Below are 23,127 nucleotides of genomic sequence, written 5' to 3' on the forward strand. Positions count from 1 at the left end.
CGGGGGGTAAACACCCCCCCCCAAACCCGGGGGGGCCCCCCGGGGGGGGCCCCCACGGTTTTCGGCTAGTTGGACGGCTTTAAGGGTGCCCGCGTGACAGTTTCTTCCGCAGCCTCTCCCTGCATCGGCAGCACCAGCGCCAGTTCCGCCGCCGCGCGGAACACCGGCAGCGTCAGCACCTGGCCCGCGTCGCCCGAGGCCATGCGCGCATGCACCGGCCCGGCCGGCAGCCGGTCGCGATAGGTCCAGCGCAGCACCGTCAGCCCCGCGCGCGCCACCGCCTGTTCCAGCATCGGCTGCAGTTCGCGCAGCCGCGCCAGTGCCGGCGCGTCCGGCGCGCACAGTTCCAGCGCCACGCCGCCAGGCATCGGCTCCACCTGCAGCACCACCGCCATGCCGTCGGCCAGTTCGAGCTCCAGGCGCAGCGCCGCGCGTGCGCGCCGGCGCCGGCCGGGCGGGGCGTCGGCGCCTTCCTGGATGACGCGCAGGTGCTGGTCGCGCGGCCCGCCGGCATGCACCGTGAAGCGCCAGGCGTCGGCCGGCAGCTGCCCGCTGTCGGCCTGGCGCAGCACGCGCCCTTCCTGGTTCGCCACCAGGACGGCGGGCGGCAGCTGGCCAGCGTGGGCGCGCAGCTCGCGGTTCATCAGCTGGGTGCCGTAGTTGCGCACCATCGCGCGCCACGAGGCGGCCAGGGCCGGGCCGTCGGCCTGGGTGAAATGCAGCTGGCGCGCCATGAAGACCTGGTCCGGCCGCATTGCCGCGCCGTCCGGGCCGGCGTCGGCCGCAGGGGGCGCCGCCGGCGCCGGGGACAGGGCTTGCGCGACGGGCAGGGGCAGGTCGCCGGCCTCGAAGGCGGTCAGGGCCACGGGCGCCGCGGCGGCGACCGCGCCCACCTGGAGCGAGGGCGTGACCGCGGGGAGAAGGGGGACGATGGAAGGAATGCTGGCCATAGCGGCTCCAAAAGCGGATCCACAAAGAAAAAGGGCCAACCGTTGCGGGCTGGCCCTTGATGATAACCTGAGCTAAGCCCAGGAGGCAGCCATTACTGCAGCAGGGACATGACCATCGACGACATGCTGTTCGACTGCTTCAGCATGGCGGTGCCGGCTTGCAGCAGCATCTGGTTTGAGGTCATGTTCGCGCTTTCGCTGGCGAAGTCGACGTCCATGATGCGGCCGGTTGCGTTCTTGGTGTTGGTGCTGATGTTGGCCAGGTTGTTGTACACGTGGTTCAGGCGGTTCGCTGCAGCGCCCAGGCCCGAACGGACGGTGCCGACATCGGCGATTGCGGTCTTCAGCAGGTCGATGGTGGCGTTGGCGGTGGCGGTCAGCTCGGATGCGCCGGTCGAAGCGGCTGCGTAGTTCGAGGTCGCGGTGCTGACGGCGCTTTCCATTGCCGACATGGCGGCCGACAGGTCGACGCTCATGGTTTCGGCGGTTTCGGCGCCGATCTGGAAGGTCATGGCGCTGGCAACGGTGCCGCCGACCAGCAGGGTTTCGCCGCCGAACTTGGTGTTCTTGAGGACGTTGCCCAGTTCCTGGCCCAGGTTGTTGAATTCTTCCTGCATTGCGATCTTGTCGTCGCTGGTCGACGACTGGTCGGCTGCCTGGGTGGCCAGGTCTTTCATGCGAACCAGCATGTTGGTGACTTCGTCCAGCGCGCCTTCGGCGGTCTGCAGCATCGAAATCGAATTCTGGGTGTTGCGCATTGCAACGGCCATGCCGGAGCTTTGTGCTTTCAGGCGGGTGGCGATCTGCAGGCCGGCTGCGTCGTCCATTGCCGAGTTGATGCGGAAGCCGGTCGACAGGCGGGTCATCGAGGTCGACAGCGAGCTCTGGGTGCGGCTGATCGAATTTTGCGCGGACAGGGCGGCGGCGTTGGTGTGAAGGCTCAGCATTATAAACTCCTGGTATTTGGGGGTCGGGTCTCGAGTGCTTTCGCGCTCTCATCAGTACAAGGCGACAGCTTGAGCGGGTTCATTAAGTGCCGTATGGAAAAATTTTTTCAAAGAAACGAAAAAATGTAAAAGCGCAGCATTTTCCTCTGGCGCGCATGGTCCGCCGGGCTCAGGTCTTGTCGGATTGCTCACGGCATGGGGAAAAGGCCGGCGTCGGCCGGTTCGGCAGCGCACGGGCGCTTTGGCGCGCTTGGGGCTGTGGGTGGTTCAGGAGCTGGTGTGCGGGCCGGTTGGCGTAGCGCATGCGGCAAGCAAATCGGGGCCGACATCCCGTAGAGACTTCACGCCGGTCAGCACCATGTTCGTGCGGATGTCCTTCTCCATGATCGCCAGCAGGCGTTCGACGCCGGCCTGCCCTTGGGCCGCCAGGGCGTACACGAAGGCACGCCCGATCAGGACGCCGTCGGCGCCCAGCGCGAGCATGCGGAACACATCGGTGCCGGTGCGGACCCCGCCGTCGACGAAGACGGTCATCCGGCCTTTGACCGCGTCGGCGATCGATGGCAGCGCCCGGGCCGTCGACAGCGCACCATCGAGCTGCCGTCCGCCATGGTTCGACACGACGATACCGTCGGCGCCGAACGCCAGCGCATCGCGCGCATCTTCCTCGTCGAGAATGTCCTTGATGACGAGGTTTCCCTTCCACTCGTCACGGATCCATTGGAGATCCTGCCAGCTGATCCCGGGATCGAAATTCGCGCCGATCCAGCCCATGAAGTCCTGGAGTCCGGTGGCGCCGCCGAGGTAGGCCGAAATATTGCCGAGATCGTGGGGGCGGCCGAACAGGCCCACGTCGAGCGCCCAGCGCGGACGCAGCATGGCCTGGAACATCCGCCGCCTACCGGCATGCGGACCGCTCATGCCGCTGTGCGCATCGCGGTAGCGCGCGCCCGGCAAAGGCGTGTCGACCGTGAACACGAGGGTCGAAGCGCCCGGATCGCTGGCGCGCTTCATGACGTCGCGCATGAAGCCTCGGTCCTTCAGCACGTAGAGCTGGAACCACTGCGGCTTGGAGGCCTGGGTCGCGACTTCGGCCAGCGAGCACACCGACATCGTCGATTGAATGAAGGGAATGTTGCGGCGGTCCGCGGCCCGCACGGCCTGCACTTCGCCGCGCCGCGCGTACATGCCGGTCAGCCCGACCGGGGCGAGCGCGATCGGCAAATCATAAGGCTGGCCGAACCACTCGACGCCCAGGTCGAGCGCCTCCGAGCCGCGCAGTACGCGCTGGCGAAGCTTGACGGCTTGCAGGTCATCGACGTTGGCGCGCATCGTCACCTCCGCGCCGGCGCCCCCGTCGATGTAATGGAACAGGAAGGGCGGCAGGACGCGTTGCGCCGCGGCGCGGAAATCGGTGGCGGAGGAAATGATCACGACAACAGACTGGGAAAAGTCGGGTGATCAGTATGCACTACGGGAAACTTTGCCTGGCTTAATAGTTCGGAGTGCACTATTTGCTTGCAAACTGGCTGGCAGGCAGGTAGGGGCGGCAGGGGGCACGAATCCGGCCCGAAAGTTCGGGCCGCGTCCGCGCTGGCCAGACAGGCGATATCACCCGTGCACGACGATGTCAGGTGAATTCTGGAGGAGCCAAGCGTTCCTCCAGACATACGCAAAGCGGGATTTTTCAGGCCCCGTGCTGGACCACGGTGCGGATCACCTGGACGACCGTCTGGACCATCTCGGCATCCATGGTCTGGCCGGTCGGCAGGACGACCACTCGGTTGGCGACGGCCTCGGTGGCCGGCAGCACCAGCCCCGCATGCGGGAACAGCGAGCGGTAGGGCTCCATGCGGTGGCAGCCCGGCCAGAAGTAGCGCCGCGCCATGATGTTCTCGGCGCGCAGGGCCTCGACCAGGCGGTCGCGCGAGGCCGGGCAGTCCTCGGCCACTTCGAGCACGACGTACTGGTAATTGTTGCGTTCGCTCTCGTCGTAGCGCAGCAGGGACAGGCCGGGAATGCCGCGCAGGGCCTCGGCATAGGTCTCGTAGTTGCGGCGGTTGGCGGCGATGACCTCGTCCAGCTTCGGCAGGTTGGCCAGGCCCATGGCGGCGGCGATCTCGATCATCTTGCCGTTGGTGCCAGGATGGCTGACCTGGTCCAGGCCTTCGAAACCGAAATTGCGCATCAGGCGCATGGTCGCGGCCAGGTCGTCGTCGTTGGTGACGACCGCGCCGCCTTCGAAGGTGTTGAAGAACTTGGTGGCGTGGAAGCTCAGCACTTCGCAGGCGCCGAAGCTGCCGATCATCTTGCCGCCCGAGGTGCACGAGAAGGCGTGGGCGGCGTCGAACATCAGCTTCAGGCCATGCTCGTCGGCGATCTGCTGCAGTTCGGCCGCGGGCGCGGCGCGGCCCCACAGGTGCACGCCGATGATGCCGGTGGTGCGCGGCGTGATCATGCGGCGCACCGCGGCCGGCGACAGGTTGTGGGTGGCCGGGTCGATGTCGGCGAACACCGGGGTGATGCCTTGCCACTGCAGGGCATGGGCGGTCGCCACGAAGGTGTAGGAGGGGACGATGACTTCGCCTTCCAGGCCGAGGGCGCGGATCGCGATCTCCAGGGCGATGGTGCCGTTGCACATCGCTACGCAATGCTTCACGCCCAGGTGGCGGGCCACCTTGTCTTCGAGTTCCTGCACCAGCGGGCCATTGTTGCTGAGCCAGCGGCGATCGAAGATGTCGGCCGCGTACTGCATGAAGGCTTCGCGGTCGCCGATGTTCGGGCGGCCGACGTGCAGCTGCTGGTCGAAGGCCGGCGCGGCGCCGTGGATGGCCAGGTCCTGGGCTTGGCGGATGGTTTTCATGCGGCTTCCTCTTCGTTGGACAGGTCGGCGAGCCGGACCTCGATGGGGGCGGCGGGCTGGCCGGCGCACCAGCGCTGCCACATGTGGCGCAGTGCCAGTTCCACGCCGGCGGCGGTGACGCCTGGGTAGCCGAGCAGGGAGTTGGCGAAGCGCTCGCGCATGGTGGAGCGCAGCGAGGCCAGCGCCGCGGGGTTAGTGGCAAGGAACTGCCCCAGGGCCGCATAGGCCTTGGCGTCCTCGGCGATGAAGGAGCTCAGTCCGAGATGGGCAAGCACCCAGGCGGCGCCCTGGTTGGGGGCGGTCGGGCCAAGCGTGGTCAGGGTCGGCACGCCCATCCACAGCGCATGGCTGACCGTGGTCGCGCCGGTGTAGGGGAAGGGGCTGAGGCAGACGTCCACCTCGTGGTGCATCTTGAGGTATTCGCCCATGCCGACGCGCGGGCGCAGCAGCAGGCGTTCGCGCGCGATGCCTTCTTCCTCGAACCAGGCGAGCAGGCGCGTGTCCGCGCCCGGCGTCATCCCGCCCAGCAGGAGCTTGGAATCGGGCACCGAGCGCAGCAGGTGGGCCCAGTGGGCGATCACTTCACGGCCGAGTTTGTTCGCACGGTGGAAGCTGCCGAAGGTCAGGTAGCCGTTGGCCAGCGCCGGCAGCTCGTTCACCGCGGGTGCGTGCGGGTCCGGCGCGAAGGGCATGGCCAGCGGCATGCGCACGATCTGTTCGGTGAACTGGTCGTCGAAGCGGCCCTTCGGGCGCAGGAACTGGTCGGCAAGGAAATAGTCGATGGCCTGCATGCCGGTCGTGCAGGCGTAGCCGATCCAGGTCGCCTGGATGGGCGCCGGCTTGCGGGCGAGCAGGGTCAGGCGGTTGTTCGCGGTATGGCCGGACAGGTCGATCAGGATATCGATGCCGTCCGCCCGGATCTGGCGCTCGACCGTGTCGTCGTCCAGGCCGGCGATCAGGTGCCAGTGGGCGAAATGGCCGCGCAGGCGCTGGGTGTGGCTGTCTTCCTTGCGCGAGTTCGAATAGGCGTGCAGGCAGACCTGGTTGCTGTGCTTGAGCACGTCGAGGATGGGCTCGATGAAGGAAGCGACCGCGTGGTTGAAGAAGTCGCCCGACACGAAGCCGACCTGCAAGCTGCGCTGCGGATGGCGGTCGTTGGCATGCGGGGTCCACTGCGGCAGGCAGGGCGCTTCCCAGCGTTCGGCGAACTTGCGGTGTTCCGCGAACAGCACTTCGGGATCGTTGCAGGCATGGCTCAGCATGAACAGCATGGCGCTGTGCGTGCTCGCCGGCTCCGCGCTGTGGGCGAGCGCAAGATGCCCCCAGTGCAGGCCCTGGCGCCAGTCGTTCAGGTCGAAGCACACGGTCGACATGTAGCGCTGGGCGTCGGCGTCGTCGGGATTAAGCGCGAGGACGCGCTCCAGCAAGGCGAAGGCTTCTTCCGGCCGCTGAAGTTTTTTCAGCACCAGGGCCAGTTCGCGCAGCGCGGCCGGGTGGTCGGGCGCCAGCGCCAGGGCCTGGCGGTAGCTGAGCTCGGCCGCTTCGAGCTGTTTCAGTTCGAGCAGGCAGAAGCCAAGGCGCAGCGCGCCTTCCTGGTGGTCCGGCTTGAGTTCCTGCAAGCGGCGGAAGCAAGCGGCCGCTTCCTCGAACTGCTTCAGGCGCATCAGGGTGGTGCCCAGGTCATAGGTGGCGTCGACATGGCCGGGCGCGAGTTCGCACACGCGGCGCAAGGTGGCGGCGGTGGCATCGACATCGCCCAGGCCGTTCTCGGCGGCCGCCACGCACAGCAGCATCTCGGCGTCGTTCGGGCGCAGCTCGGCCGCGCGGCGGGCGCTGGCCAGGGCCGGGTCGAACTGCTTCAGCTCGCGCAGCACGACGCTCAGGCCCTTGTGCAGGGCCGCATCCTGGGCCTGGAACTGCAGCGCGCGGCGGTAGCTGTCGGCCGCGGCTTCATGCTGGCCAAGCGCGCTCAGGCCGCCGGCCAGCACCGGGTGCAGGTCGGCCAGGCCGGGCTGGAGTTCGAGCGCGCGCTGCAGGCTGGCGACCCCGTCCTGGAGCCGGTCGCGCTTGAGCAGCGCCAGGCCGAGCATGGCATGGGCGCGGGCGTCGCGCGGGTTGGCGCGGATCGCGCGGCGGTGGTGGTCGATTTGCGCGGCAAGCTTGTCGGTCATGAAGCCGTCCTGGCGGAGAAGAGTTGGTGGGGCAGCCGGGCTGCCGGAGAGCGCATCGCGTTCATGGTTCGTCGCGAAAAGGAGATCGAGGAATTGTACTCGCCGTATGTGCCGTGGGGAAATTTTTGTCGTGCAGACGCAACTGAAAGTTTGCAATCTGTAGCGAGGTATTTTCTTTTTGGTATCAGCCGTCGCCGCCTTTTCAGGTAAGATCTCGCTTTCCGCGCCAGTCCTCGCCACTTCGCATCGATCCACCGACTCCTGCAATCATCCCGCCACTGCGGGAACCTCTGCATTGCGGCAAATTAATTTTGCAAAAGTCCGATCGCGAGCGCCGGACGCCGGACCCCGAATTCCCGAACAAGGCTTAGCAGGTAATCAATGAAGTATGGAAAGCGAACACTCAGCGTAGCACCCATGATGGACTGGACCGACCGCCACTGCCGCGTGTTCCACCGCCAGATTACCCGTCATACCTGGCTGTACACCGAGATGGTGACCACCGGCGCCCTGGTTTACGGCGACGTCGAGCGCCACCTGCGCTACGACGAGCTGGAGCACCCGGTCGCCCTGCAGCTGGGCGGCAGCGACCCGGCCGACCTGGCGAAGAGCGCCAAGCTGGGCCAGGACTACGGCTACGATGAAGTTAACCTGAACTGCGGCTGCCCGTCCGAGCGCGTGCAGAAGGGCGCCTTCGGCGCCTGCCTGATGGCCGAGCCGCAGCTGGTGGCCGATTGCGTGAAGGCGATGCGCGACGCGGTCTCGATCGACGTCACGGTCAAGCACCGGATCGGCATCGACAAGAACGAGGACTATGGCTTCGTGCGCGATTTCGTCGGCACCATCGCCGAGGCAGGCTGCCAGACCTTCATCGTCCACGCCCGCAACGCGATTCTGAAAGGCCTGTCGCCCAAGGAAAACCGCGAGATTCCGCCGCTGAAGTACGAGGTGGCTTACCAGCTGAAACGCGAATTCCCCGAGCTCGAGATCATCATCAACGGCGGCGTCAAGACCGACGAGGAAATCGCCCTGCACCTGGAGCACGTGGACGGTGTCATGCTCGGCCGCGAGGCCTACCACAACCCCTATGTGATGGCGAACTGGGACCAGCGCTTCTACGGCGAAGCGTCTTCGGCCAGGTCGCGCGCGGAAGTGCTGGAAGCCATGGTGGCCTATACGGCGGCCCAGCTCGCTCAGCATGGCGCCCAGGGAATGCGCCTGAACAGCGTCACGCGCCACATGCTTGGCCTGATGGCCGGCCTGCCCGGCGCGCGCGCCTTCCGCCAGCTGCTGTCGGATCCTAAGAAATTGGCATCGGGCGATCCGCGCCTGCTGCTCGAGGCGGCGGCGCTGGTGGACGCGCGCGCCTGATCCTGTTCCGTTCTGCCCTGCGGCGGCCGCGGCCGCGGCGGGGCAGGGCGCGCTAGGCGCTCTTGCGGTAGAACTTCGCAGGCGTGCCGAACCAGACCTCGTTGTCGGGCACATCGTGCCGCACCTGCGAGCAGGCCCCGATTTCCGCGTTGGCGCCGATGGTCACGCCCGGCATGATGACCACGCTGGCCCCGAACTTCGATCCCCGCTTCAGTCGTCCCACCACCTTCTCGTTGTTCTTGCTGAGCACCGGCGTGTCGGTCACGACGAACGCATATTTCATGATGACTTCGTCCTCGACGATGGTGCCGGCCGAGAGCGTGCACCTGCTGCCCATCGAGACCTTGTTGCCAAGCACGCAACCGTCGCGGATTTCGCAGTAGGCCGTGAACGAGCAGTTGCTGCCGATCGTGACTTTCTTTCCTACCTTGCAATAAGTCCCCACTTTCGTGTTCGCGCCGATCGTCGAGCCGGCCTGGATGAGCGCGAAATCCTCGATCACGCAGCCGGCCGCGATCTCGACCTGGTCCTCGATGATGACGAAGCGGCCGATGGCGACGCCTTCGGCGATCCTGGCGCTGGGGGAGATGCTGTTGAGGTTGTGAGCGTTCATGCTTGTTCCGTCCTGTTCGAGTTTTTCTTCGGCACGCCGCTGAGCTTGTCCTTCGCGGGTTCCGTGCTGCGTGCCGGCACGCCCATCAGGAGCTGGTGCGGCACGTCGACACTGCTGACCACCACCGCGCCCGCGCCGACGGTCGTGTCCGCGGCCAGGCTGATCATCGGCCTGACCACCGCGGCCGAGCCGAAGAAGCAGCGCTCGCCCGTGCTGACATTGCCTGCCAGGCTGACGTTGTTGGCAAAGTGATTGTGGGCGCCGATCGTGCAGCCGTGCCCGACCTTGGTGCCGTGCGCGATGACGGTCCCGTCGCCGACCAGGGTGTCTTCGTTCACCGAGCCGCGCACGATCGAGACGTCGCTGCCCAGGAAGCAGTTCTTGCCGATCACCACGCCGCCGATCTGGGGCTGGACGACGCGCTCGCCCGTCTCGACATCCCAGACCCAGGCCACGCCGCTGGCGCCAATGGTCGAGTGCGGCTCGACCACCGTGTTCTCGCCCAGGATGCAGTTGTCGGCGATGACGACGTGGGAGCTCAGCTTGACCCCCGCGTGCAGCTCCGCCTTGCCGATCACGCAATAGGGGCCGATCTCGACGCCGGGGGCGATCACGGCATCGGGATCGACGATGGCGCTGGGATGCACGCCCGCGCTGCCTTCCTTGCCGTGGAAATGGCGCATCAGCTTGTAGAAGGCCAGCTGCGGGTGGCTGAGCCGGATCAGGCAGTTCGAGGCGTCGAAGCCTTCGGTGTCGGTGCACAGGACCAGGGATTCCCTGATCCCGGCATGGCTGCGTCCCTCGGCGTAATAAATACCGTGCGGTTCGATCCGCCTGAAACTCTTGAAACGGAGATGATCGAGCTCGACCTCGTTCGACTCGAAAGGGATGCCCAGCGCAGTCAAGCTCGTCTTGATATGCGTGGTGGTGAAGGATTCCATCGCGTTCATTCCTCGGCGGTAGTGGTGGACAGCGGGAAGCCCGGTGACATCCGGCTACGTTGCATCACGAGTTTCCATTTGTCAACTTTTCACGGGGGCGCGCTCATGCTTGAGGCTTGTCCGTCCAGACAGACTGTAACGGAAACTTCGCCGTTTCGCGAACCCGCTTCGTGCCGCATCGTTCACTCATCCATCCCCTGAGCTTTCGTCTTGCGGTGTTTAGCCGAAATGTATTTGCGTTTAGTTATCGAAACAAAACACGCACGCTCATTCTTTTTTGTTGCCTGTCGGCAAATTGCCACAGTTTCTTAGCATTTAGTCTACGCAATGTTTCGTAAAGCTTGCTCAGCGGCAAGTCAGGCTTGATAATCGCTTCATTCCCAGAGGTTGCATGACATTAACGCTGTTGTTCGGTCGAAACAGACCGGGTAGGCAGGACAATTTCTGACTTTTGGGTCAAGGTTTTGATTTATCCTGTCGGAAATATGCGAAGCCGCAAAGCAAGGCTTCGTGATGCGTCGCACGGCGCCATCCACTCCGGGCGAGTCCGATCAATAGTTACAGGGAAAAACTGCGTATGAATTTGAACAACATGAAGGTCGGCAGCCGGCTGGCCCTCGGTTTTGCACTGGTGCTGGTTCTGCTGGTAGCCGTGACGGTGGTAGGTGTCCTGCGCATGGCGCAGATCCAGGACCGTCTGGAGCAGGTGGTGAGCGTGAACAACGTCTCGACCGGCCTGGTGGTCGACATGCGCAACAACGTCGGCGACCGTGTTGCTTCGCTGCGCGTCCTGACCCTGATGACCGATCCGGCCGACATGGAGCCGGAAATGAACAAGTTCAAGGCCCAGACCGAGAAGTACAACGAATCGCAGCGCAAGCTGTCGGCGATCTTCGCCCAGCACGCCAGCGACAGCGAGAAGAAGCTGCTGGCCCAGATCAAGGAATACGAAGGCGCCGCCATGCCGGCGATCGCCAAGGCCGCGGAACTCTACCTGGCGAACAACGCCATGGACGCGACCCGCGTGATGATCAAGGAAGTGCGCCCGGTGCAGAAGAAGTGGACCGAGGCCCTGGACCAGCTGGCCGCCCTGGAAGAGAAGCAGAACGCGCAGAGCGCCGTCGATGCCCAGACCGCCTTCGCCAACGCCCGTAACTTCATGCTGGTGATGCTGGTGGCCGCCCTCGTGCTGGGCGTCGCCGCGGCATGGTTCATCACCCGCAGCCTGCTGAAGCAGCTCGGCGGCGAGCCTGGCTACACCGCCAAGATCGCCGGCAGCATCGCCCACGGCGACCTGTCGATCGCGATCGAGACCAAGGAATCCGACCGCGGCAGCCTGCTGGTCGAAATGAAGGAAATGCGCAACAGCCTGGTCGGCATCGTCGAGCAGGTTCGCCGCGGCACCGAGACCATCGGCACCGCCTCGCGTGAAATCGCGGCCGGCAACATCGACCTGTCCTCGCGTACCGAACTGCAGGCCAGCTCGCTGGAGAAGACCGCGTCGGCGATGGAAGAACTGACTTCGACCGTCAAGCAGAACGCCGACAACGCCCGTGAAGCGAACGCCCTGGCGGCGACCGCTTCGGACGTGGCCCGCAAGGGCGGCGACGTGGTGTCGCAAGTGGTGGGCACCATGGGCGAGATCAACAACTCGGCCAGCAAGATCGCCGACATCATCGGCGTGATCGACGGCATCGCCTTCCAGACCAACATCCTGGCGCTGAACGCCGCGGTGGAAGCGGCACGTGCCGGCGAACAGGGCCGCGGCTTCGCGGTGGTCGCTTCGGAAGTGCGCAACCTGGCGCAGCGTTCGGCAGCGGCGGCGAAAGAGATCAAGACCCTGATCGGCGACTCCGTCGAGAAGGTCGAGCGCGGCACCAAGCTGGTCGGCCAGGCCGGCGTGACGATGGACGAAGTGGTGGCCAGCGTGCGCCGCGTGACCGACATCATGAGCGAGATCGCCAACGCCAGCGCCGAGCAGAGCGCCGGCATCGAGCAGGTCAACATGTCGATCATCGAGATGGACAGCATGACCCAGCAGAACGCCGCGCTGGTGGAAGAAGCCGCCGCCGCCGCCCAGAGCCTGCAGGACCAGGCCGGCGAACTGGCCCGCGTGGTCAGCATCTTCAAGCTGGAAGAAGGCGAGCAGTTCCAGTTCGAACCGGCTGCACCGGCGCCGGCCGCCACGACTGCCGTGGTGCCGCGTCCCGCAGCCAAGCGCACGGCCCCGCCGGCGCTGAAGAAGCCGGCCGCCAAGGCTGCCGCGCCGAGTGCGGAAAAGGGTGACGAGGAGACCGTCGCCAAGCCGAAGAAGAGCACCGCCACCGTCGGCAACGACGAGTGGGAAGAGTTCTAGGATTTTAAGAAAGGCCGGCCCGAGAGCCGGCTAGAGACTGAAAAACATATATCAACTTTTTGGGGAAACAACATGAAAAACCTGTCCGTGAAGCTGTTCGCAGCCCTGGCCCTGACCGGCGCTTGCGCCTCCACCTTCGCCGCTGAAGTCCCGGCATCGTTCGACCCGAAGAAGTGCGCGATCGAATACCCGAAGGCCTCGCTGATGAACGAAGAGCAGGGCACCACCTCGGCGTCGTTCCTGGTCAACGCCGACGGCACGGTGGCCGATTCGAAGGTCGACAAGTCGAGTGGCTTCAAGAACCTGGACAAGGCCCTGATCAAAGGCCTGACCGGCTGCAAGTTCAAGCCGGGCACCAAGGACGGCGCACCGGCCCAGACCTGGACCAAGGTCGACTACGCCTGGAAGCTGGACTAATCTGTTGTTCTCCGCAGCCGGCCCTTCAGGGGCCGGTTGTCGTTTCCGCCTCACCCTCGCAGTATCCCTCCCGCACGATCCCCCGGCCGCCCGGCCCGCTTTACACCGCTTTACATTCGTCGCCGCTGTTACAGGTTTGTGGCCTCATGTATCGGCTGTAATAACTTCCTTCATTCGCCCATCCCGCCGGCCCGGCTCGCTATAGTGGTCTCACACCAACCGAAAGGAGAGCACCATGAAAAGCATTCTCGCCGCCACCGCCGCCGTCCTGATCGGCACCGCCGCCTTCACACCGGCTCAGGCCGATGCTGCGATCCACACCGAAGTCGTGGTGGTCCACAAGGCCCCGCCGGCGTCGCGCCATGAGGCCGTGCCGGCCGCACGCCGCGGCTACGACTGGGTGCCGGGTTACTGGGACTGGAACGGCCGCCGCCATGTGTGGGTCAGCGGCCACTGGGAGCGCGATCGTCCGGGCTATGCCTACCAGCGTCCTGAGTGGCGCCGCGACAGCAGTGGCTGGTACCTGGAGCGCGGCGGCTGGCGCCACGGCGAACGGGTCGCCGCCCGCCGCGACCGCGATGGCGACGGCGTGCCGAACCGCTTCGACGCGCGTCCGCGCAACCCGAACCGCTATTAAGCCTCAAGCGTGGCGCGCAGCCTGTCCGGGCTGCGCGCTGTCGTGTTTTTCTTCTTCTTCGTCGTCGCTGCGCACCCGGTTGCGGCCGGACTGCTTGGCGCGGTAGAGCAGCGCGTCGGCGCGTTCGACCAGCAAGGTCGGATCGGTGTCGTCGCCGCTGGTGAAGCGCATCGTGCATACACCGGCGCTGATGGTGACCACGCCGGGCGGATTGGACGCATGGGGAATCGCCGCCTGCATCACCGCCAGCCGCACGTGTTCCGCCACATTGCGCGCGCCATGCGCATCGGTGCCGGGCAGGAGCACTGCGAATTCCTCGCCGCCGTAACGCGCCGCCAGGTCGGTCGGGCGGCCCAGGCTGTCGCGGATCACGGCCGCCACCCGCCGCAGGCAGTCGTCGCCCGCCACGTGGCCATAGGTGTCGTTGTACCTCTTGAAGTAGTCCACGTCCACCAGCACCAGCGACAGCGGGCTGCCGTTGCGGCCCGCGCGCTTCTTCTCCAGTTCCAGCTCGTACTCGAAGCGGCGCCGGTTGGCGATCCCGGTCAGGACGTCGTTGTCGGCCAGGTGGGCAAGCTCGCGGTTGTCCTGCTGCAGGACCGCGCGTGCGCTCACCAGTTCCTTTTCGAGGTTGTCGCGGATGACGAACTGGCGCGCCAGGCGCCAGCCGAAGCCGGCCAGGGCCGCGATGATCACTGTGATCACCCCGACCAGGACCATGGTCGAGCGCCACCACTTGGCCAGGATTTCGTCCTTCGCCATGGCGGTGCCGACGATCAGCGGGAAGCCGTCGAAATGGCGGTAGCTGTACAGCCTCTCGACGCCGTCGATATAGGAGCGTAGCATCGCCGATCCGACCGGGCCCTGTTCCTGGTAAATGCGGTAGATCGAACCCTTGGTGACGTCGCTGCCGACCAGCTGTTCGTCGAAGGGATGGCGGTAGATCAGGGTGCCGTTGTCGTGCATGAGCAGGATGGTGCCGGACTGGCCGGTGTCGAAGCGCTCGTACAGCTGCGAAAAGTAATCCACGCGGATGCTGCCGAGGACCACGCCGCCGAAGGAGCCGTCGGGATTGTTCAGGCGCCGCGACACAGGCAGGATCCACACGTTGGTGGAGCGGCTGCGCACGGGCAGGCCGACGTACACGCCGCGGTCCTTGCTGACGCGGTGATGGCGGAAGTAGGCCCGGTCCGAGTTATTGCCGCCCATCGGCTGGTCGAGCGAGGTCACTACCCAGCTGCCGTCGGCGCCGTAGACGAACAGGCCGTGCAGTTCGTCGACCTGCGACACCATGTTGCGCAGGTGGGTGCGCAGGCGCTGGCGGTCGGTCTTGTCCAGGCCGTCGTGCTCGATGCGCTCCACCACGCCGGCCAGGACCGTATCGACCACGCGGATCGTGCTTTCGCCCTGTGCGGCGAGCGCGAGCGCCATGTTCGAGGTGACGGTGGCCGTGTCCGCCAGGCGCTGCTTGCGCGCCTGCCAGGCGTCCCAGGTGATGAAGGCGACCAGGAGCAGGCAGAACACGCTCAGGAAGGCAATGACGTAGCGGACCGCAGGGCGCTTTTTTGCGGCGAGACGCGAAATGTGCGGGTCGGATGAGCGGTCGGGAGGCATGGAGAGGCCATCGTGGGCGGGACGCGTCAAGCATATCACCCGCAGCGGCGGCAGGGGGCTGGATGTGTGTGTTGTCGTTTGGAAAACGCTTCCGTGAGAGTCAGTGCTTTCATAAGAACAGCGTCCCTAGGCAGGTCGTATGGTCCAAAAACAAAAAAAGCCCAGTTCGAAAACTGGGCTTTCATGGAATTCTTGGGGTGGCTGATGGGACTCGAACCCACGACAACAGGAATCACAATCCTGGACTCTACCAACTGAGCTACAGCCACCACTGACTTGCTTTTTGTCTCGTCGTTGTCGAGACAGAACAAGATTATACAAACTCCTCGGCAAAGTGGCAAATTTAAATGTGGGTGGGGGAGCGGAGGGTGGTGGTGGAGTGAGAAACTTGGGTTCCGGCCTTCGCCGGAACGACGGGCGAAGGGGCGGGTCACAACCAACTCCGTTGGCCCGCTACTCTTATACGTCGTTCCGGCGAAGGCCGGAACCTAAGTTGCGCGCGTACCGCCAGCGCTTACTGACTCACCACCGGCACCGCAATCTCGACCTCGTGCACCGGCGGATCGATCCCCAGCAAACTGGTGAAGGCCGCCGTCAGCGCCGCGCTGCTGGCGCTGGTGAACCCGGTCAGGCTGGCCGGCTGCTCGCCCGCCGGGCGCAGCAGGTGTTCGGCTTCCAGCAGACGCGCCAGTTGCCGCGCCACCGCGTCGCCGGTGTCGATCAAGACCACGTCCGCGCGGCCCGCCCTGGCCAGCACGCGCTCGATCGAGGCGCGCACCAGCGGATAGTGGGTGCAGCCCAGCACCAGGGTGTCGGCGCCCTGGTCCAGCAGCGGATGGATGTAGCGCTCCAGCATGGCCGCCGTCTCGCCCGAATCCAGTTCCTTGAACTCGATCTGGTCGGCCAGGCCCACGCAGGGCTGGAGCAGGAAGTCCGCGCCGGTCGCTTCGTGAATCTGGTCGCGCAGCGCCAGGAACTTGGAGCCGAGCAGGGTGCGCTCGGTGGCCAGCACGCCGACCTTGCCGTTGCGCGTGCTCGCGGCGCCAGGCTTCAGGCCTGGTTCCACGCCGACGATGGGCATCGCCGGATAGCGCTCGCGCAGCTCGCGCACGGCCGCCACGGTGGCCGTGTTGCAGGCCACGACCAGCGCCTTGACGCCGTGCGTGGCGAGATAGTCGGCGATCGACAGCACGCGCGCGACGACCACGTCCTCGGGCTTGTCGCCGTAGGGGGCGAAGCTGGAGTCGGCGAAGTAGAGGAGGTGTTCGTGCGGCAGCTGCGCCTGGATGTGGCGCAGTACCGACAGGCCGCCGACGCCCGAGTCGAAGATGCCGATCGGGGCGTCAGGGGAGAGCATGGGGGTCATGTTCGGGCGGCGCAAAGTGAAGTTGGACGCGTGGACGGCGCAGCCGTCCACCCTACATTACACGGTGGCGACCGGGATGCCTTTCAGCGACTCGATCTTGGCGGCCCATTCCTTCGGACCGGTGATGTGCACCGAGGTGCCGGTCGAATCGACGGCCACGGTCACCGGCATGTCGGTGACTTCGAACTCGTAGATCGCTTCCATGCCCAGGTCCTCGAAGCCCACGACTTTCGCCGACTTGATCGCCTTCGACACCAGGTAGGCCGAGCCGCCCACCGCCATCAGGTAGGCCGACTTGTGCTTCTGGATCGATTCGATCGCCGCCGGGCCACGCTCGGCCTTGCCGATCATCGCGATCAGGCCGGTCTTCTCCAGCATCATGTCGGTGAACTTGTCCATGCGGGTCGCGGTGGTCGGGCCTGCCGGGCCGACGACTTCCTCGCGCACCGGATCGACCGGGCCGACGTAGTAGATCACGCGGTTGGTGAAGTCCACCGGCAGGGACTCGCCCTTGGCCAGCATGTCCTGGATGCGCTTGTGCGCGGCGTCGCGGCCGGTCAGCATCTTGCCGTTCAGGAGCAGGGTCTGGCCCGGCTGCCACGAAGCGACTTCCTCCTTGGTCAGGGTGTTGAGGTCGACGCGCTTGGACTTCTCGGTGTCCGGGGTCCAGTGCACATCCGGCCAGGTCGACAGCGCCGGCGGTTCGATGTAGGCCGGGCCCGAGCCGTCCAGCACGAAGTGGGCGTGGCGGGTGGCGGCGCAGTTCGGGATCATCGCCACCGGCTTCGAGGCCGCGTGGGTCGGGTACATGTTGATCTTCACGTCCAGCACGGTGGTCAGGCCGCCCAGGCCCTGGGCGCCGATGCCCAGCGCGTTGATCTTGTCGCACAGCTCGATACGCAGTTCTTCCAGCTTGTTCTGCGGACCGCGCTGCTTGAGCTCGTACATGTCGATGTCTTCCATCAGCGACTCTTTCGCCATCAGCATCGCCTTCTCGGCGGTGCCGCCGATGCCGATGCCCAGCATGCCCGGCGGGCACCAGCCGGCGCCCATCAGCGGCACGGTCTTGATGACCCAGTCGACCAGCGAGTCGGACGGGTTCAGCATGACGAACTTGGTCTTGTTCTCCGAGCCGCCGCCCTTGGCAGCCAGCTTGACGTCGACGGTGTCGCCTTCGACCAGTTCCATGTGGACCACGGCCGGGGTGTTGTCCTTGGTGTTCTTGCGTTCGAAGTGCGGGTCGGCCACGATCGAGGCGCGCAGCTTGTTGTCCGCGAAGTTGTAGGCGCGGCGCACGCCTTCGTTGACGGCGTCGGTCACCGAACCGGTGAAGCCTTCGAAGCGCACGCCCATGCCGACCTTCAGGAACACGTTGACGATGCCGGTGTCCTGGCAGATCGGGCGCTTGCCTTCGGCGCACATGCGCGAGTTGGTCAGGATCTGGGCGATCGCGTCCTTGGCGGCCGGGCTCTGCTCGGCTTCATAGGCGCGGGCCAGGTGCTGGATGTAGTCGGCCGGGTGGTAGTAGCTGATGTACTGCAGCGCGGCAGCGACGGATTCGATCAGGTCTTCCTGTTTGATGACGGTTGCCATGTTGGTTCTCTAGTAAAGGATTAATGCTTTTGCTGGTGATGCGTGATCGTCGTGATGCGGTCGGTGTAAGAGATCGCCAGCGCCGACACCAGGAAGGCGCAATGGATGATGGTCTGCCACATCAGCGTCTTCTCGTCGTAGGCCGAGGCATTGATGAAGGTCTTGAGCAGGTGGATCGACGAAATGCCGATGATCGCCATCGCCAGCTTGGTCTTCAGGACCGAGGCGTTGACGTGCGACAGCCATTCCGGCTGGTCGGGGTGCAGATGCAGGTTCATGCGCGACACGAAGGTCTCGTAGCCGCCCACGATCACCATGATCAGCAGGTTCGAGATCATGACCACGTCGATCAGGCCGAGCACGACCAGCATGATGGTCACTTCGGTGAGCTTGGTCGGGCGCGGGCCGTTCGGCACGCTGACCGCGTCCAGGATGTGCTGGAGCGAAGCGGCGTTGCCCATGGCCGCGCCGATCAGGTCGACCAGCTCGACCCAGAAATGGAACACGTAGACGCACTGCGCCAGGATCAGGCCCAGGTACAGCGGCAGCTGCAGCCAGCGGCTGGCGAAGATCAGGTTGTTCAGCGGGGTCAGCTTGGGGGCTTGGTTGTTCGGTGAAAGCTGGGACATCGAGGCAAGGACTCCAGGAATGCGACAAAACAGCTGAGCATTCTACACCGGCAAGTGCATTCATGTCCGGGGCCGGGACCCGTTTCCCCGGCTTCGGAAAGTGCTTATTGCTGCTTAGCAACGTCGAACGAGGGCCTTCGCCGGGGCGCGGCGAGGGAGAGGTGCCCGCACGATAGCGATTTGCAAACAAATCATCCTTCCTAAGCGGGAGCGTTATACTGGCTGTCACCTTCACGCAATCGAAAGGCCATGGCCTCCTCGACCCCGCAGCGGATCGCTGCCATCGTGATGTTGGCAGCGGAATACTACCTGCTCGGGTGGTTGGCGCTGCTGTCGGCGGTTCCGCCGAGCTACGCGGCATCGGTCTGGCCGTCCGCGGGGATCGCGCTTGTCGGTCTGTTGCATTTCGGCTACCGCGCCTGGCCGGGCGTCGCGCTCGGCTCTTTCCTCCTCAGCCTGCAAGTCACCTTCGGTACCACCGGCGACCTGGTCCCCGCGGCGCTCACCGCGGCCGGCATCGCGGCCGGCGCCACCGTCCAGGCGCTGGCCGGGGCGGCGCTGGTGCGCCGCTGCAGCCTGGGGGGCGAGGCGGCGGGAGTGGGGCGCATCGCGGCCATGCTTGCGCTCGGCGGGCCGTTCGCCTGCCTGATCGGCGCCTCGGCCGGCATCGCCACCCTGTGGGCGACCGGCGTCCTGGCGCGCGGCGACGCCGGCTTCAACTGGTTCACCTGGTGGGTGGCGGACGCCATCGGCGTGCTGATCGGGCTGCCCCTGTACCTGCTCTGGACCGCCGATCCGCGCTCGATCACCCCGCGCAGCCGCATGCTGGCCACCTTGCCGATGCTGGTGCTGCTGGCCGTGATCTCGCTGCTGTTCACGCGCACCAGCGCGCTCGAGCGCGAGCAGGCGCAGGCGGAATTCTCCCGGCGCAGCGAACTGATCGCGAACAACCTCGAGCAGAAGCTGACCGAATACACCGAGGCCCTGCATGCGGTGGCTGGCTTCCTGACGCTCAGCGAGGCGCCGCTCGACCGCGACAGCTTCCGCCGCCTGGTGGGCGACCTGCTCAGGCGCCACCCGAACCTGCACGCCATTTCCTGGGTCCCGCGCATCACGGCCGCGCAGCGCCCGGACTACGAAGCCTCGATGCGCATGCAGGGCTACGCGCCGGCCGGCATCCGGGTGCTCGGCCCGCAGGGAGCGCTGGTGCCGGCGGACTGGCGTGCGGAGTACACGCCGGTCACCTTCATGGAGCCGGTCCGCAACAGCGTCCTTGGTTTCGACCTGTCTTCCGACCCGGCGCGCCTGGCGGCCCTGCAGCAGGCGCGGGACAGCGGCCGCGCGACGGCCAGCGTCAGCATCGGCCTGGTGGACCTGGCCAGCGAACGCAGCGGCGTGCTGATCCTGGCGCCCGCCTACCTGGCCGGCGAACCGCTTGCCACCGTCGAGGAGCGCCGCGCGGCGCTGCGCGGCTATGTATGCGCCGCGCTGCGCGTCGAGCAGATGTTGAGCGGCCTGTTGCGCGGCATCGACCTGACCGGGATCCGGATCCGCCTCACCGACCGCGGCACGCCCGGCGGGCGCCTGCTGGTCGAAACCCCGCGCCCGTCCGCGGGCGCTTCCTCCTCCGGTTATACCGAGCTCGCCGCCGAGCGTGTCGGCATGGTCCACCGCGTCACGATGGGGGTCGGCGGCCGGCCCTGGGAATTCACCTTTACGCTCGACAGCAACAACCCTCTGCCTTACCGCTCGCCGATGGCCTGGAGCGCACGGGTGGTGGCGCTGATGTTCACCGGCCTGCTCAGCACCTTCTTGCTGGTCATGGTCGGGCGCACCGTCACCATCGAACGGCAGGTGCGCGAGCGCACCGCCGAACTGCGCGACAGCAACGCCGCGCTGAAAGGCCTGAACGCCGACCTGGAACGCAGCGAGCAGGCCTTGCGCCAGAGCGAGGAAGAGGCCCGCAGCGTCCTGGAGACCGCGCGCGACGCCTATATCGCAATGGATGTGAAGGGCACGGTGGTCGCCTGGAACCGCGAGGCCGAGGCCACCTTCGGCTGGCCGCGCGACGAGGCGATCGGCCGCAACCTGCCCGAGCTGCTGCTGCCGGCGCGTCCTCACCGCCCGCGCGCCGGCCGCCTGATCCGCCAGCTCGCCAGCGGGCGCACGCGCTTCCTCAACCGCCGCATCGAAACCATGGTGCGGCACCGCGACGGGCAGCAGCTGCCGGTGGAGCTCACCGTCTGGACCACCGGGCACGGGCAGGAGCGGCGTTTCCACGCCTTCCTGCACGACATCAGCAGCCGCCGCGCGGCCATGCGGCGCCTGGCCGCGCAGGAAGCCGCCGCCGCCGCGCTGGTCGCATCGGACAACCTGGCCGAAGCGGGACCCAAGGTGCTGCAGGCCATCTGCGAGGCGATCGGCTGGTGCGTGGGGGCGATCTGGATGCTCGACACCGAGCGCGACGACCTGCATTGCTGCGAGTTCTGGAGCCGCGAGCACGAGACCGCGGCCTTCGAAGGCGTCTCGCGGGTGCGCCGCATGGCCCGCGGCGAAGGGCTGCCCGGCCGGGTATGGAACAGCCGGCAGCCCGAGTGGATCACCGACATCGCGACCGACGGCGGCTTCCCGCGCGTGCGCGAGGCCCTGGGCGCGGACCTGCACGCGGCCTTCGCCTTCCCGGTGACGGCCGGCGGCGACCTTCTGGGCGTGGTCGAATTCTTCTCGCGCCGGGTCGCCGAGCCGGACGAGGGCCTGCTGAAGATGATGGAGACCGTCGGCAGCCTGCTCGGCCAGTTCGTGGCGCGGCGCCGTGCGGAAGCGGCGCTGTTCGAAGAAAAGGAGCGCGCCCAGGTCACGCTCAACTCGATCGGCGACGGGGTGATCGTCACGGATACCGCGGGGCGGGTCACCTATCTCAATCCGGCCGCTTCGGTCCTGACCGGGTGGTACCTGATGCAGGCCGAAGGGAAGCCGGTCACGGACGTGTTCCGGCTGGTTGCCCATTCCAGCGGCGCGCCGCTGCCTTGTCCGCTGACCCTGGCGATCCAGGGCAACCGCCGGGTCGGGCTGGGCATCGACACCGAACTGGTGCGGCGCGACGGCGCGCGGCGCGCGGTCGAGGATGCCGCCGCGCCGGTGCACGACCGGGCAGGGGAGGTGGTTGGCGGCGTGGTGGTGTTCCACGACGTCAGCGAGTCGCGCGCCATGCACATGAAGATGTCGCACCTGACCCGCCACGACCACCTGACCGGCCTGCCCAACCGGGCCTTGCTGCACGAGCGCCTGGCGCACGCCATCGGCCAGGCGCGCGACCGGCACGGCGAACTAGCCCTGCTGTACATCGACCTCGACGGTTTCAAGCACATCAACGACTCGCTCGGCCACGAGGTGGGCGACCTGCTGCTGCAGGAAGTCACGCAGCGCCTGCTGGACAGCGTGCGCTCGGTCGACACGGTCAGCCGCCAGGGTGGCGACGAATTCACCGTGCTGCAACCGGAGATCCGCAGCAGCAGCGACGCGGTGCGGGTGGCCGAGCACATCCTGCAGGCGGTCGGCCAGCCTTTCCACATCGGCGACGCGGAACTGAACCTGACGGCCAGCGTCGGCATCGCCCTGTATCCGGCCGACGGCGCCGAAGCCGGCGTGCTGCTCAAGCATGCCGACGCGGCCATGCACCGCGCCAAGCTGAGCGGGCGCAACCATTATCACTTCTTCACCCGCGAGATCAGCGAGCGCGCCGACCGCCGCCTGGCGATCGAGAGCGCGCTGCACCAGGCCTTGCGCAACGACGAACTGGTGCTGCATTACCAGCCCAAGGTGGCGCCGAGTACCGGCGCGCTGACCGGCATGGAGGCGCTGGTGCGCTGGCAGCAGCCGGGCGGCCGCCTGGTCATGCCGGGCGAGTTCATCGAAGTGGCCGAGGACAGCGGCCTGATCGGCCGCATCGACCGCTGGGTGCTGGAGACCGCCTGCCGCCAGAACCGCGCCTGGCAGGATGCCGGCCTGCCCGCGGTGCCGGTGGCGGTCAACCTGTCGGCGGCGAATGCCCAGATCGAGCAGTTCCCGGCTTACCTGGCGAGCGTGCTGCGGCGCACCGGGCTGGCGCCAGGCTACCTGCAGATCGAGCTGACCGAAAGCCAGATGCTGCACGATACCGAATTGTTCGAAACCCTGATCCGCGGCATCAACGCGCTGGGCGTCAAGGTGGCGATCGACGACTTCGGCACCGGCTATTCGAGCCTGGGCTACCTGCAGCGCTTTCCCTTCGACGCGATCAAGATCGACCAGTCCTTCGTGCGCGCATTAAAGGAGAGTAACACCGAATCGGCCATCGTCGACGCGATCACGCGGCTGGCGCGCGCCTTCAATTTCTCGGTAGTGGCGGAAGGGGTCGAAACCCGCGAGCAGGCGCACATCCTGCAAGGCTACGGCTGCGACGAGATGCAGGGCTACCTGTACAGCCGTCCGGTGCCGGCGGATCAGTTAGAGGCTTTGTTGCGCCGGGACATGGAAGCGGCGCGCTCGTAAAGCTGGGCTCTTTTGCCGGGTCTTGATCTGTTCCCGGCGGGCGTTGGTAGAATGACAGTGGACGAAGGGCCTGTAAGGGCTCAGTAAGCGAGCACCCCTAAGGTGTCTGATAAAACTTACTACTAACTA

16 protein-coding genes and 1 tRNA gene are annotated in these 23,127 nt (G+C 66.3%); 5 read left to right on the forward strand and 12 right to left on the reverse strand.

Annotated elements, in window-relative coordinates; all coding sequences use genetic code 11:
- Positions 1-65: 65 nt before the first annotated feature.
- From KBW95_RS13085 to KBW95_RS13105, 5 genes are all read right to left on the reverse strand, one after another.
- The gene (locus KBW95_RS13085) at positions 66-950 is read right to left on the reverse strand and encodes a hypothetical protein (protein ID WP_211528449.1); all 885 of its coding nucleotides are present in this window, start codon (positions 948-950) and stop codon (positions 66-68) included.
- 92 nt (positions 951-1,042) lie between these two features.
- Positions 1,043-1,897 (reverse strand): flagellin, encoded by an 855-nt coding sequence (locus tag KBW95_RS13090; protein WP_211528450.1) that lies wholly within the window; start codon positions 1,895-1,897, stop codon positions 1,043-1,045.
- A 267-nt stretch (positions 1,898-2,164) separates the two neighbouring features.
- The gene (lldD, locus tag KBW95_RS13095) at positions 2,165-3,331 is read right to left on the reverse strand and encodes an FMN-dependent L-lactate dehydrogenase LldD (RefSeq protein ID WP_211528451.1); all 1,167 of its coding nucleotides are present in this window, start codon (positions 3,329-3,331) and stop codon (positions 2,165-2,167) included.
- A 253-nt stretch (positions 3,332-3,584) separates the two neighbouring features.
- Positions 3,585-4,760, reverse strand: a complete 1,176-nt coding sequence (locus KBW95_RS13100; protein ID WP_211528452.1) for a DegT/DnrJ/EryC1/StrS aminotransferase family protein — start codon at positions 4,758-4,760, stop codon at positions 3,585-3,587.
- Positions 4,757-6,931 (reverse strand): tetratricopeptide repeat protein, encoded by a 2,175-nt coding sequence (locus tag KBW95_RS13105; protein ID WP_211528453.1) that lies wholly within the window; start codon positions 6,929-6,931, stop codon positions 4,757-4,759. The genes KBW95_RS13100 and KBW95_RS13105 overlap by 4 nt, the downstream gene beginning before the upstream one ends.
- 381 nt (positions 6,932-7,312) lie before the next feature.
- Here KBW95_RS13105 and dusA point away from each other — a divergent pair, with 381 nt between their 5' ends.
- The gene (dusA, locus tag KBW95_RS13110) at positions 7,313-8,302 is read left to right on the forward strand and encodes a tRNA dihydrouridine(20/20a) synthase DusA (protein ID WP_211528454.1); all 990 of its coding nucleotides are present in this window, start codon (positions 7,313-7,315) and stop codon (positions 8,300-8,302) included.
- Between the two features lie 52 nt (positions 8,303-8,354).
- Here the strand turns inward: dusA and KBW95_RS13115 are convergent, their stop codons facing one another.
- Positions 8,355-8,915, reverse strand: coding sequence for a hypothetical protein (locus KBW95_RS13115; RefSeq protein ID WP_211528455.1), 561 nt, complete (start codon positions 8,913-8,915; stop codon positions 8,355-8,357).
- The gene (locus tag KBW95_RS13120) at positions 8,912-9,856 is read right to left on the reverse strand and encodes a DapH/DapD/GlmU-related protein (protein WP_211528456.1); all 945 of its coding nucleotides are present in this window, start codon (positions 9,854-9,856) and stop codon (positions 8,912-8,914) included. The genes KBW95_RS13115 and KBW95_RS13120 overlap by 4 nt, the downstream gene beginning before the upstream one ends.
- A gap of 577 nt (positions 9,857-10,433) precedes the next feature.
- On the opposite strand from KBW95_RS13120, the gene KBW95_RS13125 reads away from it, so the two are divergent.
- The 3 genes from KBW95_RS13125 (at position 10,434) to KBW95_RS13135 (ending at position 13,266) form a co-directional block, all read left to right on the forward strand.
- Positions 10,434-12,212, forward strand: coding sequence for a methyl-accepting chemotaxis protein (locus tag KBW95_RS13125; protein WP_229429731.1), 1,779 nt, complete (start codon positions 10,434-10,436; stop codon positions 12,210-12,212).
- A gap of 72 nt (positions 12,213-12,284) precedes the next feature.
- The gene (locus tag KBW95_RS13130) at positions 12,285-12,629 is read left to right on the forward strand and encodes an energy transducer TonB (RefSeq protein ID WP_211526555.1); all 345 of its coding nucleotides are present in this window, start codon (positions 12,285-12,287) and stop codon (positions 12,627-12,629) included.
- Between the two features lie 235 nt (positions 12,630-12,864).
- Entirely contained in the window at positions 12,865-13,266 is a 402-nt protein-coding gene (locus KBW95_RS13135; protein ID WP_211526556.1) for a YXWGXW repeat-containing protein, read from the forward strand.
- Positions 13,267-13,269: 3 nt separating this feature from the next.
- Here the strand turns inward: KBW95_RS13135 and KBW95_RS13140 are convergent, their stop codons facing one another.
- The 5 genes from KBW95_RS13140 to KBW95_RS13160 form a co-directional block, all read right to left on the reverse strand.
- Positions 13,270-14,880 (reverse strand): sensor domain-containing diguanylate cyclase, encoded by a 1,611-nt coding sequence (locus KBW95_RS13140; RefSeq protein ID WP_211528457.1) that lies wholly within the window; start codon positions 14,878-14,880, stop codon positions 13,270-13,272.
- 193 nt (positions 14,881-15,073) lie between these two features.
- Positions 15,074-15,149 (reverse strand) — tRNA-His (locus tag KBW95_RS13145).
- A gap of 245 nt (positions 15,150-15,394) precedes the next feature.
- Entirely contained in the window at positions 15,395-16,246 is an 852-nt protein-coding gene (gene murI, locus KBW95_RS13150) for a glutamate racemase (protein ID WP_211528458.1), read from the reverse strand.
- Between the two features lie 57 nt (positions 16,247-16,303).
- Positions 16,304-17,839: a fumarate hydratase gene (locus KBW95_RS13155; RefSeq protein ID WP_211528459.1), complete on the reverse strand. Its 1,536-nt coding sequence runs from the start codon at positions 17,837-17,839 to the stop codon at positions 16,304-16,306.
- Positions 17,840-17,859: 20 nt separating this feature from the next.
- Entirely contained in the window at positions 17,860-18,468 is a 609-nt protein-coding gene (locus tag KBW95_RS13160; protein ID WP_211528460.1) for a TIGR00645 family protein, read from the reverse strand.
- A gap of 249 nt (positions 18,469-18,717) precedes the next feature.
- Here KBW95_RS13160 and KBW95_RS13165 point away from each other — a divergent pair, with 249 nt between their 5' ends.
- On the forward strand, positions 18,718-22,998 hold the full coding sequence (locus KBW95_RS13165) for an EAL domain-containing protein (protein ID WP_211528461.1): 4,281 nt from the start codon (positions 18,718-18,720) through the stop codon (positions 22,996-22,998).
- The last annotated feature ends 129 nt before the right edge of the window (positions 22,999-23,127 follow it).

It is taken from the genome of Massilia sp. ZL223 (genome assembly GCF_018119395.1).
Taxonomy (GTDB): domain Bacteria; phylum Pseudomonadota; class Gammaproteobacteria; order Burkholderiales; family Burkholderiaceae_D; genus Telluria.

What these genes read in the sequence shown, in the direction of transcription:
- KBW95_RS13085 (WP_211528449.1), bottom strand. Translation starts at nt 950, where the DNA reads ATGGCCAGCATTCCTTCCATCGTCCCCCTTCTCCCCGCGGTCACGCCC.
- KBW95_RS13090 (WP_211528450.1), bottom strand. Translation starts at nt 1,897, where the DNA reads ATGCTGAGCCTTCACACCAACGCCGCCGCCCTGTCCGCGCAAAATTCG.
- KBW95_RS13100 (WP_211528452.1), bottom strand. Translation starts at nt 4,760, where the DNA reads ATGAAAACCATCCGCCAAGCCCAGGACCTGGCCATCCACGGCGCCGCG.
- KBW95_RS13105 (WP_211528453.1), bottom strand. Translation starts at nt 6,931, where the DNA reads ATGACCGACAAGCTTGCCGCGCAAATCGACCACCACCGCCGCGCGATC.
- dusA (WP_211528454.1), top strand. Translation starts at nt 7,313, where the DNA reads ATGAAGTATGGAAAGCGAACACTCAGCGTAGCACCCATGATGGACTGG.
- KBW95_RS13115 (WP_211528455.1), bottom strand. Translation starts at nt 8,915, where the DNA reads ATGAACGCTCACAACCTCAACAGCATCTCCCCCAGCGCCAGGATCGCC.
- KBW95_RS13120 (WP_211528456.1), bottom strand. Translation starts at nt 9,856, where the DNA reads ATGGAATCCTTCACCACCACGCATATCAAGACGAGCTTGACTGCGCTG.
- KBW95_RS13125 (WP_229429731.1), top strand. Translation starts at nt 10,434, where the DNA reads ATGAATTTGAACAACATGAAGGTCGGCAGCCGGCTGGCCCTCGGTTTT.
- KBW95_RS13130 (WP_211526555.1), top strand. Translation starts at nt 12,285, where the DNA reads ATGAAAAACCTGTCCGTGAAGCTGTTCGCAGCCCTGGCCCTGACCGGC.
- KBW95_RS13135 (WP_211526556.1), top strand. Translation starts at nt 12,865, where the DNA reads ATGAAAAGCATTCTCGCCGCCACCGCCGCCGTCCTGATCGGCACCGCC.
- KBW95_RS13140 (WP_211528457.1), bottom strand. Translation starts at nt 14,880, where the DNA reads ATGCCTCCCGACCGCTCATCCGACCCGCACATTTCGCGTCTCGCCGCA.
- murI (WP_211528458.1), bottom strand. Translation starts at nt 16,246, where the DNA reads ATGACCCCCATGCTCTCCCCTGACGCCCCGATCGGCATCTTCGACTCG.
- KBW95_RS13155 (WP_211528459.1), bottom strand. Translation starts at nt 17,839, where the DNA reads ATGGCAACCGTCATCAAACAGGAAGACCTGATCGAATCCGTCGCTGCC.
- KBW95_RS13160 (WP_211528460.1), bottom strand. Translation starts at nt 18,468, where the DNA reads ATGTCCCAGCTTTCACCGAACAACCAAGCCCCCAAGCTGACCCCGCTG.
- KBW95_RS13165 (WP_211528461.1), top strand. Translation starts at nt 18,718, where the DNA reads ATGGCCTCCTCGACCCCGCAGCGGATCGCTGCCATCGTGATGTTGGCA.